Annotated in this window: 18 protein-coding genes; 8 read left to right on the forward strand and 10 right to left on the reverse strand. The window is 70.0% G+C overall.

Going from position 1 to position 16034, the window contains the following annotated elements:
- The first annotated feature begins 59 nt into the window (after positions 1 to 59).
- From ACFXMV_RS18615 to ACFXMV_RS18625, 3 genes are all read left to right on the forward strand, one after another.
- Positions 60 to 350 (forward strand): DUF2516 family protein, encoded by a 291-nt coding sequence (locus ACFXMV_RS18615; RefSeq protein ID WP_378503444.1) that lies wholly within the window; start codon positions 60 to 62, stop codon positions 348 to 350.
- A gap of 137 nt (positions 351 to 487) precedes the next feature.
- A complete protein-coding gene (locus tag ACFXMV_RS18620; RefSeq protein ID WP_378503445.1) occupies positions 488 to 1423 on the forward strand; it encodes a diiron oxygenase in 936 nt (311 codons plus the stop codon).
- A gap of 84 nt (positions 1424 to 1507) precedes the next feature.
- The gene (locus tag ACFXMV_RS18625) at positions 1508 to 2536 is read left to right on the forward strand and encodes an alpha/beta fold hydrolase (protein ID WP_378500236.1); all 1029 of its coding nucleotides are present in this window, start codon (positions 1508 to 1510) and stop codon (positions 2534 to 2536) included.
- Between the two features lie 22 nt (positions 2537 to 2558).
- On the opposite strand, the gene purU is transcribed toward ACFXMV_RS18625, so the two are convergent.
- From purU to ACFXMV_RS18640, 3 genes are read right to left on the reverse strand one after another with little or no spacing between them, the layout of a single operon-like run.
- Positions 2559 to 3446 carry a formyltetrahydrofolate deformylase gene (gene purU / locus ACFXMV_RS18630; RefSeq protein ID WP_378500237.1) on the reverse strand — a complete coding sequence of 296 codons (888 nt, stop codon included), beginning with the start codon at positions 3444 to 3446 and terminating at the stop codon, positions 2559 to 2561.
- A gap of 24 nt (positions 3447 to 3470) precedes the next feature.
- Positions 3471 to 4301 carry a class I SAM-dependent methyltransferase gene (locus tag ACFXMV_RS18635; RefSeq protein ID WP_378500238.1) on the reverse strand — a complete coding sequence of 277 codons (831 nt, stop codon included), beginning with the start codon at positions 4299 to 4301 and terminating at the stop codon, positions 3471 to 3473.
- Positions 4302 to 4337: 36 nt separating this feature from the next.
- The gene (locus ACFXMV_RS18640) at positions 4338 to 4892 is read right to left on the reverse strand and encodes a GNAT family N-acetyltransferase (RefSeq protein ID WP_378500239.1); all 555 of its coding nucleotides are present in this window, start codon (positions 4890 to 4892) and stop codon (positions 4338 to 4340) included.
- A 67-nt stretch (positions 4893 to 4959) separates the two neighbouring features.
- On the opposite strand from ACFXMV_RS18640, the gene deoC reads away from it, so the two are divergent.
- The gene (deoC, locus tag ACFXMV_RS18645; protein WP_378500240.1) at positions 4960 to 5631 is read left to right on the forward strand and encodes a deoxyribose-phosphate aldolase; all 672 of its coding nucleotides are present in this window, start codon (positions 4960 to 4962) and stop codon (positions 5629 to 5631) included.
- A 32-nt stretch (positions 5632 to 5663) separates the two neighbouring features.
- Here deoC and ACFXMV_RS18650 read toward each other — a convergent pair whose 3' ends face one another.
- A complete protein-coding gene (locus ACFXMV_RS18650; RefSeq protein WP_378500241.1) occupies positions 5664 to 6431 on the reverse strand; it encodes a DUF2993 domain-containing protein in 768 nt (255 codons plus the stop codon).
- Between the two features lie 94 nt (positions 6432 to 6525).
- Between ACFXMV_RS18650 and ACFXMV_RS18655 the strand changes: the two genes are divergently transcribed.
- The gene (locus ACFXMV_RS18655) at positions 6526 to 7125 is read left to right on the forward strand and encodes a hypothetical protein (protein WP_378500242.1); all 600 of its coding nucleotides are present in this window, start codon (positions 6526 to 6528) and stop codon (positions 7123 to 7125) included.
- Positions 7126 to 7154: 29 nt separating this feature from the next.
- Here ACFXMV_RS18655 and ACFXMV_RS18660 read toward each other — a convergent pair whose 3' ends face one another.
- On the reverse strand, positions 7155 to 8951 hold the full coding sequence (locus ACFXMV_RS18660; RefSeq protein ID WP_378500243.1) for an acyl-CoA dehydrogenase: 1797 nt from the start codon (positions 8949 to 8951) through the stop codon (positions 7155 to 7157).
- 183 nt (positions 8952 to 9134) lie between these two features.
- Between ACFXMV_RS18660 and ACFXMV_RS18665 the strand changes: the two genes are divergently transcribed.
- Positions 9135 to 9755 carry a maleylpyruvate isomerase N-terminal domain-containing protein gene (locus ACFXMV_RS18665; protein ID WP_378503446.1) on the forward strand — a complete coding sequence of 207 codons (621 nt, stop codon included), beginning with the start codon at positions 9135 to 9137 and terminating at the stop codon, positions 9753 to 9755.
- On the opposite strand, the gene ACFXMV_RS18670 is transcribed toward ACFXMV_RS18665, so the two are convergent.
- The 4 genes from ACFXMV_RS18670 to ACFXMV_RS18685 are packed head-to-tail and all read right to left on the reverse strand — an operon-like array spanning position 9738 to position 12153.
- A complete protein-coding gene (locus ACFXMV_RS18670) occupies positions 9738 to 10529 on the reverse strand; it encodes a class I SAM-dependent methyltransferase (RefSeq protein ID WP_378503447.1) in 792 nt (263 codons plus the stop codon). The two genes, ACFXMV_RS18665 and ACFXMV_RS18670, sit on opposite strands and share 18 nt — an antisense overlap.
- A gap of 10 nt (positions 10530 to 10539) precedes the next feature.
- Positions 10540 to 11040, reverse strand: coding sequence for a DUF2505 domain-containing protein (locus ACFXMV_RS18675; protein WP_378500149.1), 501 nt, complete (start codon positions 11038 to 11040; stop codon positions 10540 to 10542).
- 59 nt (positions 11041 to 11099) lie between these two features.
- Positions 11100 to 11600 (reverse strand): DUF2505 domain-containing protein, encoded by a 501-nt coding sequence (locus ACFXMV_RS18680; protein WP_378500148.1) that lies wholly within the window; start codon positions 11598 to 11600, stop codon positions 11100 to 11102.
- 49 nt (positions 11601 to 11649) lie between these two features.
- Entirely contained in the window at positions 11650 to 12153 is a 504-nt protein-coding gene (locus ACFXMV_RS18685) for a DUF2505 domain-containing protein (protein WP_378500147.1), read from the reverse strand.
- Between ACFXMV_RS18685 and ACFXMV_RS18690 the strand changes: the two genes are divergently transcribed.
- Together ACFXMV_RS18690 and ACFXMV_RS18695 are read left to right on the forward strand one after the other, a co-directional pair.
- Positions 12152 to 13267: a UDP-N-acetylmuramate dehydrogenase gene (locus tag ACFXMV_RS18690; protein WP_378500154.1), complete on the forward strand. Its 1116-nt coding sequence runs from the start codon at positions 12152 to 12154 to the stop codon at positions 13265 to 13267. The two genes, ACFXMV_RS18685 and ACFXMV_RS18690, sit on opposite strands and share 2 nt — an antisense overlap.
- Before the next feature lie 116 nt (positions 13268 to 13383).
- Positions 13384 to 14553 (forward strand): Ig-like domain-containing protein, encoded by a 1170-nt coding sequence (locus ACFXMV_RS18695; RefSeq protein WP_378500153.1) that lies wholly within the window; start codon positions 13384 to 13386, stop codon positions 14551 to 14553.
- 21 nt (positions 14554 to 14574) lie between these two features.
- Here the strand turns inward: ACFXMV_RS18695 and ACFXMV_RS18700 are convergent, their stop codons facing one another.
- Positions 14575 to 15843, reverse strand: a complete 1269-nt coding sequence (locus ACFXMV_RS18700; protein WP_378503448.1) for a hypothetical protein — start codon at positions 15841 to 15843, stop codon at positions 14575 to 14577.
- Positions 15844 to 16034 lie beyond the last annotated feature (191 nt).

Raw genomic sequence — 16034 nt, forward strand, 5'->3', positions numbered from 1 at the left:
ATCGAGTTCGGCCCCCGCGCATCACCTTGCGCGGGGGCCGAACTCGTAGGATGGATGCCATGCCGACCGTCAATGGCCTCACCGGCCTGATCATGCTCGCGCTCCAGCTCGCCTCCATCGCGGCGGGCGTTTTCGCGGTGTTCCACGCGATCCGGCAGCGCACGGACGCCTTCACCGCGGTCGACAAGTTGAGCAAGCCGATCTGGCTGGGCATCTTGCTCGTGGCGCTGCTGGTGCTGCTGCTGCCCTTCGGGATGCTCTTCTGGATGATCGCGGTCGTGGCGATTTGCGTCTACCTGGTCGACGTGCGGCCGCGAGTGGACGAGGTCCAGCGCGGGCCGCGCTGGTAGGTCGACGCCCTGCGCGAGCCGAAGAATATCTGCGAATAACAGTTACATATAACCCTTGACAACGGACATTGCCGCCGCGCATCCTTGAGTGAGGCGATGCCGGCGCGCATCACCGGATCCGATGCCGAGGAGTGGCGATGTCGATCATTCACGAACGCAAGACCGTGAACAGGTCAGGATCGCGCGCGGCCAGGGCAGGCGAACGTCAGGAGACCGCCAGCCGGTTGCTGGCGTCGGCGGCCCGGAAGTCCTACGACCCGCTCATCGAGGTCGACTGGGAGGCGCCGATCCCCGAGGGCCTGTACGGCATGACGCCGGAATGGTCCAGCCTCTATGGCACCGACCTGTGGGAATCGATGACCGAGCACCAGCGGATCACCCTCACCATGCATGAGGTCGCCAGCGTCGCGGGCACCGGAATCTGGTTCGAGATGATCCTCATGCAGATGCTGCTGCGTGACATCTACTCGCACGATCCGTCCGAGCCGCACGTGCAGTTCGCGCTCACCGAGATCGCCGACGAGTGTAGGCACTCGACCATGTTCGCCAGGTCGGCGCAGCGCTTCGGCGTCCCGTCGTACCGACCCAAGAGGTGGGTCCGTGAGGCCGCGCGCGCCTTCAAGGCGACGGCCAGCGGCTCGCTCGCCTACGGGGGCACGCTGTTCGCCGAGGAGATCCTCGACATGATGCAGCGTGACTTCGTGAAGGACGAGCGCCTGCAGCCGATCACCAGGACGGTGAGCAGGATCCACGTCCTCGAGGAGGCCCGGCACATCAAGTTCGCCCGCGAGGAGACCGTCCGCCGCGTCGAGGGCATCTCGTGGTTCACCCGCGCCCGGATCCGGTTGGTGCTCGGGGTGACCGCGTACTTCATCGTCACCAGCCTGGTGAACGACCAGGTGTACGAGGCCGCGGGCCTCGATCCCAAGAAGGCCCGCGCCGCGGCCAGGGCGAACAAGCACTACCACGACATGCTCCGCCAGGGCAGTTCGAAGACCATCGAGTTCCTGAGCGAGGTCGGCCTGGTGGGCGGGCCGTCGACGCTCCTGCTGCGCCGGGCGCACATCATCTAGCTCCGCCCGAGGCCCGGCGCGGCGCCTTCCCAATTGACAACCAGCCCAATCGAGAACAATCAGACACACCACGGAGGTGGACAGGTGACGGCACAGTCACGGGGTTCGATGCGACGGATCCTCGTCGGAGCGGCGGCCGGTGCGGCGATCGTCGGGGTGGGCGCGGCCGTGAAGGCGCGCCGGGGCAAGACCCCCGTACGGCTCGTCGACGGCGAGCCGAACGTGGCATTCAGGGATCCGAGTCAGCAGCCCGAGGTGATCCCCGTGACCTCCGCCGACGGGCACCGGATTCACGTGCTCGCGTATGGCGACCCGGAGGCGCAGCCGGTCGTGCTCAGCCACGGTTGGACCTGCTCGACCTCGTTCTGGTACCCGCAGGTGAACGCGCTCGCCGACAAGTACCGCGTCATCACCTACGACCAGCGCGGGCACGGCCGGACGGGCCTGGGCACGGGTCGACTGAGCACCGATCTCCTCGGTGACGACCTCGCCGCGGTGCTGGCCGCGACGGTCACCGGCGACAAGAAGGCCGTAGTGGTGGGGCACAGCATGGGCGGCATGAGCATCATGTCGTGGGCGCTGAGGTACCCGGAGCAGGTGCAGGCGAAGGCGAGCGCGGTGCTGCTGGCCAGCACCGGCCCGGACCGGTTGGTCGCCGAGACCACCGTCATCCCGCTGCCCCGGCGGCTGCCACCGGTGCCGACGCCGGTCGGCAAGGTGATCCTGGGATCGCGGGCCCCGCTTATCGCATCCCCGCTGACCCGCAAGGGCATTCAATACGTCGCAATGGCGGCCGGATCGACCCGCGAGGAGATCGACTTCACCGCGCGCATCGTAATGGACTGCAAGCCCCGCACCCGAGGCGGCTGGGGCGCCGCGCTGAGCGGCCTCGACATCGGGGCGTCGCTGGACAACCTGACGGTGCCGACGACCGTGCTGGTCGGCGACGTCGATCGGCTGACCCCGCCGGTGCACTCTGTGCGGATGAGCGACATCCTCGACGAGGCCGGCCACCTGCAGCGCCTCATCCGGCTCAAGGGGATCGGCCACATGACCACGATCGAGGCTCCCGCGGCGGTCAACGCCGAGATCGAGCGGCTGCTCAGCCTCTGAGTGCGAACGGCGCCGGAGGCGCTCAGCTGAAGACGACGGTCTTGCGGCCGTGCACGAGGACCCGGTCCTCGAGGTGCCAGCGCAGGCCGCGCGAGAGCACCAGCTTCTCGATGTCGCGGCCCTGCCGCACCATGTCGCGGACCTCGTCGGAGTGGTCGACCCGGATCACGTCCTGCTCGATGATCGGCCCGGCGTCCAGGTCGGCGGTCACGTAGTGGCAGGTGGCGCCGATCAGCTTCACGCCCCGGGCGAAGGCCTGGTGGTAGGGCCTGGCACCGACGAACGACGGCAGGAAGCTGTGGTGGATGTTGATCGCGCGGCCTGCCCAGTGCTCGCACAGCTCGGCGGGCAGCACCTGCATGAAGCGGGCCAGCACCACGGCGTGCGGATCATGCGCGTCGACCAGTTCGCGGACCCGGTCGAAGGACGGTCCCCGCTCGGCGGGATCCTTGGGGAACGGCACGTGGTGGAACGCGAGCCCGTGCGCCTCCACCACCGGGGCCAGGTCCTTGTGGTTGCCGATGACCGCACAGATGTCCGCGGGCAGCTCACCGCCCGCGGCCCGGCCGAGCAGGTCGTGCAGGCAGTGCGCCTCCTTGCTGACCAGCAGCACGACGCGCTTGCGCTCGGACGAATCCTGAAGCGTCCATTCGGTTTCCGGGCCGAGCTGGGCGGCGACCTCGGTGAAGGCGGCGCGGAGCTGGTCGACGCTCATGTCGATCGACGACGCGCTCACCGCCTGGCGGGTGAAGAACCATCCGCTGTCGGGGTCCGCGTGGTACGCGGCCTCGACGATGGATCCGCCGACGTCGGCGAGGAACGTCGAGATGCGGGCGACGATGCCGGTGCGGTCTGGGGTGCCGAGGGTGAGTACGAAGCGGCGGTCGTCCTCGGAGGCAGGCGAGCTCATGGCCTCAGTGTCGCAGGTCACCGGTCAGCGCTCGACGACGGCCGTCGCCACCAGCGTGCCCAGATCCAGCGTCTCGACGTCGCGTTCGGTGAGCAGGGCCAGGAACTCCAGCCGGATGGACTCGACGGTGCCCGCGTCGAGAGCGATCAGCGGTGCGCGCAACGCGCTGCCCAGCGCCAGGGCCCAGACCAGCTCGGGGGTCGCGGGCAGCCGGTTGGACAGCTCGTTGATCTCGATGGAGGCGGCGCCGAACCCGGCGAGCCAGGAGCCAAGGGCGTCGACCGTCTCGAGCTTCCTGAGCGGGTCGGCGGCGCCGCCCCGGTCGGGCGACGCGAAGCCCGGCACGTGTCGGCCGACCGCGTCGAAGTAGGCGCGCGCGTAGTCCTCGTGGGCGCCGCGCCGCCAGGATGTGACGCCGATCTTGCCGCCCGGGCGGACGAGGTTGACCAGCCTGTTCACCGACTCGTCCATGTGCGGGAGGAAGAACACGCCGTAGGAACTGGCCAGCGCGTCGTAGCCGGCCTCGGGGACCGTGCTCGGCGGCTCCCATTCGGTGGCGTCGGCGCGCACGAAGTCGATGTTGTGCAGGGCGCGATCGGACGCGAGCAGCCTGCCCTCCTCGAGCAGGTCGTCCGCGAGGTCGACCGCGTGCACCAGGCCGCTCGGCCCGACCGCGGCGGCCGCGGGCAGAGCCGAGGCGCCCGCGCCGCAGCACACGTCGAGCACCGCATCGCCGGGCCGCAGCCGCAGCTGGAAGACCAGCGCCTGCCCGGCCGGGCCCCAGACCTGCGGGGTCAGCCAGCTGAACTCGGCGGCGCCGGAGTTGAACACGGAGGCCAGTTGGTCGGCACTCATACGAACACGGTAGCCGCGGATTCCCTGGCCGCGCGCTCACTCCTCGTAAAACGGCTGCGCGTACCGGAACTCACCGGTCAGGTCCGGGGTGTAGGCCGACAGGGCGCGGACCTGGAAGTGCGAGACCCACTCCTGGACGCCGGGGTCGATGGACAGCGTCGATCCGGGCACGAACCCGAACCGTGGGTAGTAGTCGAGGTGCCCGAGCAGCGCGACCAGCGGCTCGTCGAGGGCGTCGGCCGCGCCGAGGCAGGCGTGCATCAACGCCGCACCGATCCCGTGACCCTGATGCTCGGGTGGCACCCCGATCGGTCCGAGTGCGAGGGCGGGGCGACCGGAGACGGCGGCCCTGGTGAGGCAGACGTGCCCGACCACGGCGCCGTCCACCTCGGCGACCAGGGACAGCGCGGGCAGCCACGCATCGGACGCCCGCAACGTCGCGACCAGACCGGGCTCCATCGGCCCGTCGGCGCCGGTGTTCCCGGGTCGCTCCGCGGGCTCCGCTCCCGGCGGGACCTGGTCCGCGAAGGCGGCGCGATGCACGGCCGCGATCGCGTCGACGTCGGCGGGGCATTCACGTCGGATCAGCACCACCCCAGTGTGGCGGGGGGCGCGGCGGCGGTGCAACCGAGTTTGCCGCTGTGCCAAGCTCATCGGTATGCCTGACGCCCCGCTGACCCGAGACCGGGTCGCCAAGATGGTCGACCACACCCTGCTCAAGCCCGAGGCGACGCTCGCCGACGTCGACGCACTGATCGCGGAGGCGCGCGAGCTCGGCGTGTACGCGGTGTGCGTGTCGCCGTCGATGCTCCCGCTGCGCGCCGACGGGCTGACCGTCGCCGCCGTCGCCGGGTTCCCGTCCGGTAAGCACCACTCGCTGATCAAGGGGGCGGAGGCGCGGCTCGCGGCGGAGCAGGGCGCGCGGGAGATCGACATGGTGATCGATGTGGGCGCCGCGGTCGCGGGCGACTACAACGCGGTGCTCGCGGACATCCTCACCGTGCGGGAGGGGATCGGGGAGACCACCGTGCTCAAGGTGATCCTCGAGTCCGCGGCGCTGTCCGACGAGGCGATCGTGGAGTGCTGCCGCGCCGCCGAGCGGGCCGGGGCGAATTTCGTGAAGACCTCGACGGGCTTCCACCCGGCGGGCGGGGCGACGGCCGCCGCGGTGCGGTTGATGGCCCAGACCGTCGGCGGCCGGCTCGGCGTCAAGGCGAGCGGCGGGATCAGGACCGCGGACGCCGCGCGGGAGATGATCGAGGCGGGAGCCACCAGGCTGGGGCTGTCGGGAACCCGCGCGGTGCTGGACGGCTTCGCGGTGGCCGAGTAGCGAGGTCAGCACCCCGACCACCGCGAGGCGGCTCAGCTGAGCAGGGAGCAGCCGCCGCCCGCGGCCTGTGCCTCGGGGGAGGCCTCCGGCATCGTGTACGCGCCGCCCGCCATCGCCATCTGCAGTCCGCCGTCGGTGATGGTCAGCGACGTCGGCGACATCCCGAGCGGCAGGGTCTGCAGGCTGGCGCCGAGCACGTCGACGATGCCGCTGACCAGGTCGGTGGGCAGCCCGAGCCCGAGCACCGAGGCCTCGACGGTCTCCACATCGACGGCTCCGCCCACGACCTGCGGCCGGACGGTCAGCTGCGCTAGCCCGATGACCTGGAAGGACAGCGTGCCGGCCGACGGGTCCGCGGTCACCCCGGAGACCAGCTGGCCGAACGGCTGCGCCTGGATGGTCGCGAGGATGCCCGCGGTGGACCAGTCGACGTCGGCGGTGGAGCTGCCGATTGTGCCGCCGGTCTCGGTCAGCTTGATGTCGTTGACCTTCGCCGTGACGTGCATGTCCTTGGCGGGGCCGAAGCTGGAGTCGTCACTGGTGATCTTGATGTACGGGACGTTCTTGTCGACGGCCTGGAGCAGCACCGGCTTCCAGCTCAGGTCGACGTCGACCTGGGACCCGAGCTCACTCTCGAACTGGTCGGCCATGCACTGCTTGACGTTGTGCCGCACGAAGAGCTCGGCGGCGATCAGGGCCGCGACCAGCGCGGCGATCACGATCAGGACGATCAGGAGGGCGCGGTTGTTGTTCGATCCCGAGTTCTTGACCCGGTATGTAGCGTTCGCGGTGGAGGCCATTGCAGGGATTCTTCCCGAAGAATCTGTGGGGGCTCTGAGAACTCGCTGTGGGGAATCCCTGTGATCCACGCCACAGTCGCCGTACTGTGGCGTCATGGACGACGGGGTCATTCGGCGCCACGAGGACCGGGAGCGCGGGCTGTACGAGCGCGCGCTCGAACAGGCCGGGTACTTCACCGCCGGGCAGGCGCGGACGCTCGGCTACTCGCCGGGGGAGATCGGCGGCGCGATCGGTGCAGGCGACTGGGAACGCGTCGACAGGGACCTGTTCCGGCTGAAGCCGTGGCCGCACACCGACCTGGAGGACGTGGCGCGGCGCTGCGTCCAATTCGACGGCGCGGTCGTCTCGCATCAGAGCGCGGCCGAGCTGTACGGGCTCGGCCACCTGCACCCGCAGTTCCTGCACGTGACCGCGGGTGCGTCCGTGCACGTCCGGACCGACCGGGTCGCGGTGCACCGCGCCGACCTGCTGCCCGCCGACTGCCAACACACCGGCGCCTTCCCGATCACCACACCGCTGCGCACGGTGCTCGACCTGGCCGACGGCGGGATCTCGCAGTGGGTGCTCGACGAGGTGGTCGGCGACGCGCTGGCGATCGGCAGGCTCGACCGGGCGGGTCTCGAGGCAGGCTCGGTGGGACAGTCGGTCCGGATCGAACGCCGGGTCGGCCGCGCGTTGGCCGCCTGGGCCTGACCGGTCCCGGCGCGTCGATCGCGCGTCGATCAGAACCAGGCGTCCTGCATCTCCAGCGTGGTCCGGTCGAGCGAGGCGAGCAACGCCAGCTGCGGTCCGGTCTTGGGTAGCTCGTACCGGAAGAAGTACCGCCCGGCCTGACGCTTGCCGTCGTAGAAGTCGCCGGTCTTGCCCTCGCAGGCGAGCATCTGCTCCAGCCAGATCCACGCGACCACCAGGTGCCCGACCGCCTCCAGGTAGACCGAGCTGTTGGCGAGTGCCGCGTCGATGTCGCCGGACGCGAACAGCCCGGCGGTGACCTTGCCGACCTGGCCGAGCACGTCGCCGAGCTGCTCGGCCAGATCCGCGAGCTCGCCGCCGCCGTCGGCCGCGTCCGCGATGGTGCGGCCGATGGACTCGCTCAGCAGCCGCAGGCTGACGCCGCCCTGCTGGGTCACCTTGCGGCCGAGCAGGTCGAGTCCCTGGATGCCGTGGGTGCCCTCGTGGATGGGGTTGAGCCGGTTGTCGCGGTAGTGCTGTTCGACGTCGTACTCGCGGGTGTAGCCGTACCCGCCGTGCACCTGGATCGCGAGGTTGTTCGCCTCGAGGCACCACTGCGACGGCCAGCTCTTCGCGATCGGGGTGAGGATGTCGAGCAGCAGCCCGATCCGGTTCCGCGCGGCCTCGGTCTCGGCGATGCGTTGCTCGTCGACCATCCGCATGCAGAACATCTCCAGCGCCAGCGCGCCCTCCACGTACGACTTCTGCGCCAGCAGCATCCGCTTCACGTCCGCGTGCTCGATGATCGGGACCGGCTTGGCGGCAGGATCCTTCGCGGTGACGGGGCGGCCCTGCTCGCGCAGCCGGGCGTAGTCGACGGACTTGAGGTAGCCGGTGTACCCGAGCGCCGTCGCGCCGAGACCGACGCCGATCCGGGCCTCGTTCATCATGTGGAACATGTAGGACAGGCCCCGGTTGGCCTCGCCGACCAGGTACCCGACGGCGCCTGCCGCGCCGCCGGGGGTGTGGGCGCCGTCGCCGAAGTTCAACACGGTGTTCGTGGTGCCGCGGTAGCCCATCTTGTGGTTGAGTCCGGCTAGCGTCACGTCGTTGCGTTCACCGAGGCCGCCGTCGGGATCGACCAGTAGCTTGGGGACGATGAACAGCGAAATGCCCTTGGTGCCATCGGGTCCGCCTGGGATCTTCGCCAGCACCAGGTGGACGATGTTCTCGGAGAGTTCGTGCTCGCCGCCGGAGATCCACATCTTGCCGCCGAAGAGTCGGTAGCTGCCGTCGGGCTGCGGCTCGGCGCGGGTGACGATGTCGCCGAGGGACGACCCGGCCTGCGGCTCGGACAGGCACATGGTGCCGAAGTAGCGGCCCGCGACGAGTGGCCGCGCGAAGGTCTCGATCTGCTCCGGGGTGCCATGCGCCAGAATGAGATTCGCGTTCCCCATCGTCAGCATCGGGTACGCGGCGGTGCCGACGTTCGCGGCCTGGAACCACGCGAAACAGGCGGCGGTCACGGTGGCGGGCAGCTGCAGGCCACCGGCCTCGTAGGCCATGCCCGCGCCCATCAGGTCCGCCTTCACGAAGGCGTCGAGGGCCTCCTTGGCCTCGGGGATCATGGTGACCCGGGTGCCGTCGAAGCTCGGCTCCTGCTCGTCGCCCTTCTTGTTGTGGGTGGCGAAGTAACGGGTGGCCAGCTGCTCGCTGAGCTCGAGCACGCCGTCGAAGGTGTCGCGGGAATGGTCCCGGTAGCGGGGGTCCTCCGTCAGCGCCTCGACGTCGAGCCATTCGTAGAGCAGGAAGTCGAGGTCTCTCCGCGACAGCAGGGTCGAACGCATTCTCTGGTCCCTTCGCAGGTGCGTGGTCACCGACAAGGCTAACGTCGGATGTGTCGACTTCCTTGCGGCCTGCTTTGTCAGAGATGACGGACTGCTGACGACCCTCTTGCGCTGCCGGTCTCCGAAGAATCTGCTCACACGGTATTCGTGTTTTTTCACGGCGCGCGGACGACAATCCGGGCTATGGACAATGAGATCGCTCTATTCGGCTCAGCGGCGCGAGCGTTTGCGGGTCTTGTCCACGAGATCCCGGAGTCGGCCTGGGACGGGCCGGGTCTCGGTGCGTGGGATCTTCGTTCGCTGGTTGGGCACACGTCGCAGGCGCTCAGCACGGTGGGTCGCTATCGGCACAGGCCGGCGGAGCGCGAGGATGTCGCGAGCGCGGCGGACTACTACGCGCTCGTCCACCAGTCGATGGCGTCGAACGCCGCGATAGCCGCCCGCATCGAGGAGTTTGGCAGGAATGCCGGGCACGAACTGGGCGAGGCGCCGGCCGCCGCGGTCGACGGCCTCGTCGAAACCGCGCTGTCGGACTTGATGGGCGTCGAGGACTCGCTGATCAGGGTCACCGGCGGACTGGGCATCCGGCTGCGGAGCTACGTGCCGACCCGCACCTTCGAGCTGGCGGTCCACAGCCTCGACATCGCACGAGCTGCCGGCGTCCCGTTCACGCTGCCCGCCGATGTCCTCGCCGAGGTGACGGTCCTGCTAGCGGCGATCGCGGTGGCGACCGGGCAGGCCCAAGAGGTGCTGCTGTCGTTGACCGGTCGCACCCCTTTGCCCCCGTCATTTTCCGTTCTCTGAGGAAGGCGCGACCACCGACCACGGGACGGTCAACACGCAGTCGCGCAGCCTGCGGCGCGGGATCTCGACCGGCAGACCCTGCAGTCGCAGCAGGTCGAGGGCGGCACGCCACCGCACCCGCGGCCCGAACGGGGCGTGCGGGGCTGCGGTCGCCCACGCCCGATCGGCCGACTGCAGCAGCTCGTGGACCGGTTCCCCTGGCACGTTGCGGTGGATCAGCGCCTTGGGCAGCCGTTCGGCGATGTCGCTGGGCCGTTCGACGTCGAACGGGTCCCAGGCGAGGGTCAGCGTGAGCGGCCGCTCGGCGTCGAGGAGGACCCAGGCGCAGCGCCTGCCGAGCTCGTCGCAGGTGCCGTCGACAAGCAACCCGTCAGGGGCCAGCCCGGACTGCAGCTTGGCCCAGGCCCCGGCGACGGCCTCCTCCGGGTACTGACGCAACACGTTGAACGCGCGGATGAGCACCGGGCGCAGCCCGGCCAGCTCGAAGCCGCCGCGGGCGAAACTGACGCCGTCGCGGCCCTCGACCACGCGCGCCGGATCGATCTCCAGGCCGACCACCCGGATGTCCGCACGGACAGTGCGCAGCCGGGACGCCAGCTCGAAGGTGGTGTGCGGGCGGGCGCCGTAACCGAGGTCGACGACCAGCGGATCGACGGCCGCGTGCAGCGCGTCGGCGACCGAGGGCCGGTGCATCAGCCAGCGATCGCTGCGGCGCAGCCGGTTGATGCCGGTGGTGCCGCGGGTGATGACGCCGTCCGGCTTGGGGCGGGCCATGACGGTCGGCTTACTGCTCGGCGAGCCAGTCGGCCGTGACCTGGGCCTCGGTGCGGAACAGGTCGACGAGGTTGACCAGCATGAGCTGCTCGAGCTTGCCCCCGACGAAGGGGATGAACACCTTCGCCTCGGACGAGGTCCGCAGGGTGGAGCCGGTGTCGGTGGCGAACAGCGCCATGGTGCCGGAGAGGCTGCCGGGGCCAGCCGGGATGGAGGCCGAGTAGGTGCCGGTGACCTCGTCGCCGAAGACGCTGTAGTGCTCCTTGCGGGTGATCACCATGTCCTTCTTCATCACGGTCTGCGCGATGTCGGGCAGGGTGTCACGCGGAATGATGTGGTGGAAGACGAGGTCGATGCCGTCGTCGCCGACCTCGAAGCTCTCGACGTGGTTGTCGGAGAACTTTCGCAGTTCGACCATCCGCGCTTCCCAGTAGTCCCGGTTGGTCAGCGCGGAGTACACCTTCTCGGCGGGATGGGTGTAACGGGCGGAATAGTCGATGCGGCGAGCCATGACCGGCAAGGGTACCGGCCCGCCGCATCGTCGGGCTCATTCGCCCGGAATAGCCTCGACTAGGCGTTCGCGGTGGCCCACTCTTCGATCGCGCCCTGGTCGTTCCCGAGGATGTTGACGATCTGATCGCCGGCCAGGCCCTCGATGGTGCCGCCGACCAGCTTCACGCTGACAACGACCTCACCGGTGATGCTCATGGTGGCGCCCCCGTCGGCGGCGACCGTCAGGACCGCGGAGCCGGTTGCCTTGATCGGCAGGCCCATGGTCTCCGCGACGAAGGTGCCCTCCGCGCGGGTGCCGTCGAACGGCCCCCAGATCTCGCTGCGGACCAGACCGAAGTCACCCTTGATGAACTTGGAGACCAGGCTCGGCAGCGAGCTGGGGTCGAGCTTCTGGGCGATGCACACGTCGATGGTGCCCTCGCCGGTGACGAGGCGCTCGACGGTGACGTCGGCGGCACCCTCGATTCGGTGGTTCCAGAAGCGCTCGTCGGTGAGCGTGCGATGAACCGCTTCGGCGGGGATCTGGTAGTTGGCAGTGAACTCAATTGGGCGTGACATGGCACGCAGATTACATGGCGTCACCCGCGTCACATCAGCCCCTTCTTGATCAGCCGTTGGCGGAGATCCAGCCCTCGGTGAACTCGTGCTCGGCGTCGAGGAGTTCGACCACCTGCTCGGCGATGACGGCCTCGATCTTGCCGCCGATCAGTGGCAGCTTCACCTCGACCTGACCGTCCAGCGTGATCGCGGAGCCGGTGCCCTCGGGGGCCAGGGTGAGTGTGCCGGTGACGGCGCCGGGCAGGCCCTCCACCCGCGCGCTGAACGTGCCGACGGCGCGGTCGCCGTCGAGGGCGCCCCAGGTCTCGGTCCGGGTGATGATCAGGTCGCCGGGGCGGATCTTGGACACGATGGCGGGCAGGTGCTCGGCCGGGATGGACTGCGCCATCTCCACGTCGATGGTGCCCTCGCCGGTGACCACGTGGCCCAGCTCGGCTCCGTCGCCGCCGACCTCGGTCAGCCGGTCGCGCCAGTACCGCTCGCTGGTCAGGGCGCGGTGGACCTGATCGACGGGCTGGGGGTACACCGCGGAATGCGGAATGCTGCGGGCCATGTTCGGCAGGCTACCGTTTGACCCCGTGCAGGCATTGAATGACATCGCGACGGAGTTCGGTGCCGAGCTGAGCGAGGGTGTGCCGTTGTCGCGGTTCACCACGCTGCGGCTCGGCGGGCCGGGCCGGGCGATGCTCACCTGTCGCAGCACGGACGCGCTGGTCGGCGTGGTGCGCGCGCTCGACGCGGCGGACATCCCGACGCTCGTCCTTGGCGGTGGATCCAACCTGGTGATCGCCGACGGGGGCGTCGACGCGGTGGTGGTGCTGGTGGCCAACGACGCGGTGCGGCTCGGCCCGGACTCGGTGCTCGCCGAGGCGGGCGCCGGGTGGGACGACGTCGTCGCGCGGACCGTCGAAGCCGGGCTCGGTGGCCTCGAGTGCCTGTCCGGGATCCCCGGGTCGGCGGGCGCGACGCCGGTGCAGAACGTCGGGGCCTACGGCGTGGAGGTCGGCACCCTGCTGCGCCGGGTGCAGTTGCTGGACCGGGCGACCGGCGAGGTGCGGTGGGTGACGCCGGACCGGCTCGGTCTCGGCTACCGGACCAGCGTGCTCAAGCACTCGGACGCCGCGCTGGTGCTGGCGGTGGAGCTGGACGTGCGCCCCGACGGGCTGAGCGAGCCGCTGCGGTACCGGGAGCTCGCGCACGCGATGGGGGCCGAGGAGGGCGAACGCCGTCCCGCGGCGAAGGTCCGGGAGGTGGTGCTCGGGTTGCGCGCGGGCAAGGGCATGGTGCTCGACGCCGCCGACCACGACACCTGGAGCGCCGGATCCTTCTTCACCAACCCGGTGCTCACCGGCGACCGGCTGCCGACGGTGTTGGCGACGATCGCCGCGCGGCTCGGCGACGAGGTGCGGGTGCCGCAGTTCCCCGGCGACGCAGGCACCAAGCTCTCGGCCGGCTGGCTGATCGAGCGGGCCGGCTTCACCAAGGGGCACCCGGGGCCGGCAGCGGCGGCGCGACTGTCCACCAAGCACACGCTGGCCCTGACGAACCGCGGGGCCGCGTCGACGGAGGACCTGCTGGCGCTGGCCAGAGAGGTCCGGGACGGGGTGCGGGACGCGTTCGGGGTGACCCTCGAACCGGAGCCCGTGACGGTGGGCTGCGCCATCTGAGCTGCGCCTTCTGGCGGGTGCCCGGTCGGCGAGGCGTGGGCCACATCGGCCGCGCAGGTACCGTGGCCTGCGTGGTTATCCAGCGTGTTCGGACAAGACAGGCCCGCGGGTTCTCGTTGATCGCGGTGCTGCTCGCGGTCGTCGCGGTGCTCGCAGGCTGCACCGTCGGCGGCGGCACCGGCGGAAACCCGGTGGCGGCGGACGGACCGACCGCGGCGGTCACCCAGGTCCCCGCGGCCGGTGCCGAGGACGTCAGCCCGACCGCGCCGGTCTCCGTGACTGCGGCGCGCGGCACCCTGCAGGGCGTCGCGCTGACCAATGCCGCGGGCAAGCCGGTGCAGGGCCAGCTGTCCGCGGACAAGACGACCTTCACCGTCACCGAACCGCTCGGCTACGGCGCGACTTACACCTGGTCCGGCGGCGCGATCGGCTCCGACGGCCAGACCGTGCCGGTGCAGGGCACGCTCACCACGGTGGCCCCGCAGTCGACCACGTCCGCGAACACCAACATCGCGGACGGCCAGCAGGTCGGCATCGCGGCGCCGATCATCCTCAAGTTCAGCGACTACGTCGAGGACAAGGCGGCGGTGGAGAAGGCGCTCGCCGTGACCACCAGCCCGCCGACCCCGGGTTCCTGGGCGTGGCTGCCGGACGACAACGGCTCCCGCGCGCACTGGCGGCCGCAGAGCTACTGGGCGCCCGGCACGACGGTGAACCTCGCGGCAAAGCTGTACGGCGTCGACTACGGCGACGGGGCGTACGGCGCCGAGGATCTGAGCCTGAACTTCACCATCGGGCGCAGCCAGATCGTCAAGGCCGACGCCCCGAGCCACCGCATGCAGGTGGTGCGGGACGGCGCCACGATCATGGACATCCCGGTCAGCTACGGCGAGGGCAACGAGGACCGCAACGTGACCCGCAGCGGCGTCCACGTGGTCAGCGAGAAGCACGAGGACTTCCTCATGTCGAACCCGCCCTACTACGAGAACGTCCGCGAACGGTGGGCGGTGCGGATCTCCAACAACGGCGAGTTCATCCACGCCAACCCGGAGACCACCGGCGTGCAGGGCGCGGCCAACGTGACCAACGGCTGCATCAACCTGTCGCTGACCGACGCCGAGGAGTACTTCGGCACTGCGCTGTACGGCGACCCGGTCGAGGTCACCGGGACCCGGATCCAGCTGTCCGCGGCGGACGGCGACATCTACGACTGGGCGATCGACTGGCCGGCGTGGCAGGAGATGTCGGCGCTGCCCGCCGGCGGTGCGGCCGCGCCGGTCGGCTGACAGCGAGCCCGGGGCGCAGGGTCACGAGCCCGCCGCCTCGTCCGTCGGACGCGGACGCGGCATCCGCACCGAGATCCGCGCCATGATGTCCGCATTGGCCGGATCGGCATACGGATCCGGCTGAATCCAGTGCACCGTGCCACGCGTACGCGCATCGAGATCGACTCGTCGGCGCGTGCCGTCCGGAGACTGCGTGGTGAGGTCGCCGACGGCGATCCACTCCGAGCCGTCGGCGGCGTGCGCCTTGTCGGCACGTCGCCTATGTCCCATCACCCGGGCGACGGTAGCCGGATCATCGACAGGGACCAGCCGCCGTTCGTCGTCGAGCATCCGCACCGGGTGGGCGTCGGCATCGACCCGCACCACGCCGTACCGGCGGTCGACATGCAGCGCCGGACGTGAGGAGCCGACAAGGAACAGTCGCCCGTCGACGACGACGCTGAAACCGCCCTCGGCACAGACGCGTTCGACGGTCACGGCCGCGTCCCCGGTGCGGTCGCAGCGGAACACCTCGTGTCGGGAGGTGATCCAGCACCCGCCGCGGTCGGCGTGGACCTTGCGGGTCCACTGGTCCTTCGGCGACTCGATCGTCAACGGCAGCAGATACTCGACGACTCGTGGTGGCGTCGCGGCCGTATCGATGTGCAGCAGGACAGGATTCGACCGGTCCATCACCCACACGTCGGGTCCGTCGACGGAGACCGCGCCTGCGACGAACCCCGCCTCGGTGGCCGGTACGTCGTCGACGTCCAGGTCGACCAGCACTCCCGTCCCCCGGAAGTGGTCCTCGGTCGAGGGCGTGTCCCAGTTCGACCAGGAGCGGTGCGGGGCTGACTCGACCTCGGTCAGGCGCTCGGTGCCGTCGACGGCGCGCAGCCCACTGCCGGTGCGGTCGATGCGTTGCTCGACGACCTGGACCCGTCGAACCCGCCCCCGAACCCGAACGGGATCGTCGGACCCTGTCCAGGTGATGTCGGCGAACAGTCGTCCCGTGAGTTCGACTCGTCCCGCCAGTGGCCGGTCGGACATCCATCCGGCGGACCATCCGTCACCGATCACCTCGAGCGGCCACCGCAGTCCGCCCTCCGGGTGGCTGTACGGCGTGTGTCCGAACACCGGCCGCACGTTTGCCCGCACGGTCTGCCCACCTGGTGCTGTCGGGTCGGCGGGGTCGAAGGTCAGCACGACTTCGATGACGTCATCGCGAGCGGGTGGTGCGAGCGATCCGTCGTCGAGAACCCATCCAGGGACGAACACAGCAAGAGTGCGATTGGCCGATTCGGCGATCATCGTCAAAACCCCACGCACTCGAGGATCCGATGGGCGACGCCATCGGGCGCGGGGCTACCTTGCGCTGAAGGATACCGCGATGGGCAGGAGGCCAGACGGAGCAGCGGCGATCCGGCGCGGCCGATGATCGCCGGGAAATTTCGCGGTGGGATGTCGAGATCCCGAGCGCGGCTCCGTCCCAGGGGTGAATA

The organism is Rhodococcus sp. NPDC059179, from assembly GCF_042754885.1.
Taxonomy (GTDB): Bacteria; Actinomycetota; Actinomycetes; order Mycobacteriales; family Mycobacteriaceae; genus Rhodococcus_G.

What these genes read in the sequence shown, in the direction of transcription:
- ACFXMV_RS18615 (WP_378503444.1), top strand. Translation starts at nt 60, where the DNA reads ATGCCGACCGTCAATGGCCTCACCGGCCTGATCATGCTCGCGCTCCAG.
- ACFXMV_RS18620 (WP_378503445.1), top strand. Translation starts at nt 488, where the DNA reads ATGTCGATCATTCACGAACGCAAGACCGTGAACAGGTCAGGATCGCGC.
- purU (WP_378500237.1), bottom strand. Translation starts at nt 3,446, where the DNA reads ATGAGCTCGCCTGCCTCCGAGGACGACCGCCGCTTCGTACTCACCCTC.
- ACFXMV_RS18635 (WP_378500238.1), bottom strand. Translation starts at nt 4,301, where the DNA reads ATGAGTGCCGACCAACTGGCCTCCGTGTTCAACTCCGGCGCCGCCGAG.
- deoC (WP_378500240.1), top strand. Translation starts at nt 4,960, where the DNA reads ATGCCTGACGCCCCGCTGACCCGAGACCGGGTCGCCAAGATGGTCGAC.
- ACFXMV_RS18650 (WP_378500241.1), bottom strand. Translation starts at nt 6,431, where the DNA reads ATGGCCTCCACCGCGAACGCTACATACCGGGTCAAGAACTCGGGATCG.
- ACFXMV_RS18655 (WP_378500242.1), top strand. Translation starts at nt 6,526, where the DNA reads ATGGACGACGGGGTCATTCGGCGCCACGAGGACCGGGAGCGCGGGCTG.
- ACFXMV_RS18660 (WP_378500243.1), bottom strand. Translation starts at nt 8,951, where the DNA reads ATGCGTTCGACCCTGCTGTCGCGGAGAGACCTCGACTTCCTGCTCTAC.
- ACFXMV_RS18665 (WP_378503446.1), top strand. Translation starts at nt 9,135, where the DNA reads ATGGACAATGAGATCGCTCTATTCGGCTCAGCGGCGCGAGCGTTTGCG.
- ACFXMV_RS18670 (WP_378503447.1), bottom strand. Translation starts at nt 10,529, where the DNA reads ATGGCCCGCCCCAAGCCGGACGGCGTCATCACCCGCGGCACCACCGGC.
- ACFXMV_RS18675 (WP_378500149.1), bottom strand. Translation starts at nt 11,040, where the DNA reads ATGGCTCGCCGCATCGACTATTCCGCCCGTTACACCCATCCCGCCGAG.
- ACFXMV_RS18680 (WP_378500148.1), bottom strand. Translation starts at nt 11,600, where the DNA reads ATGTCACGCCCAATTGAGTTCACTGCCAACTACCAGATCCCCGCCGAA.
- ACFXMV_RS18690 (WP_378500154.1), top strand. Translation starts at nt 12,152, where the DNA reads ATGTTCGGCAGGCTACCGTTTGACCCCGTGCAGGCATTGAATGACATC.
- ACFXMV_RS18685 (WP_378500147.1), bottom strand. Translation starts at nt 12,153, where the DNA reads ATGGCCCGCAGCATTCCGCATTCCGCGGTGTACCCCCAGCCCGTCGAT.
- ACFXMV_RS18700 (WP_378503448.1), bottom strand. Translation starts at nt 15,843, where the DNA reads ATGATCGCCGAATCGGCCAATCGCACTCTTGCTGTGTTCGTCCCTGGA.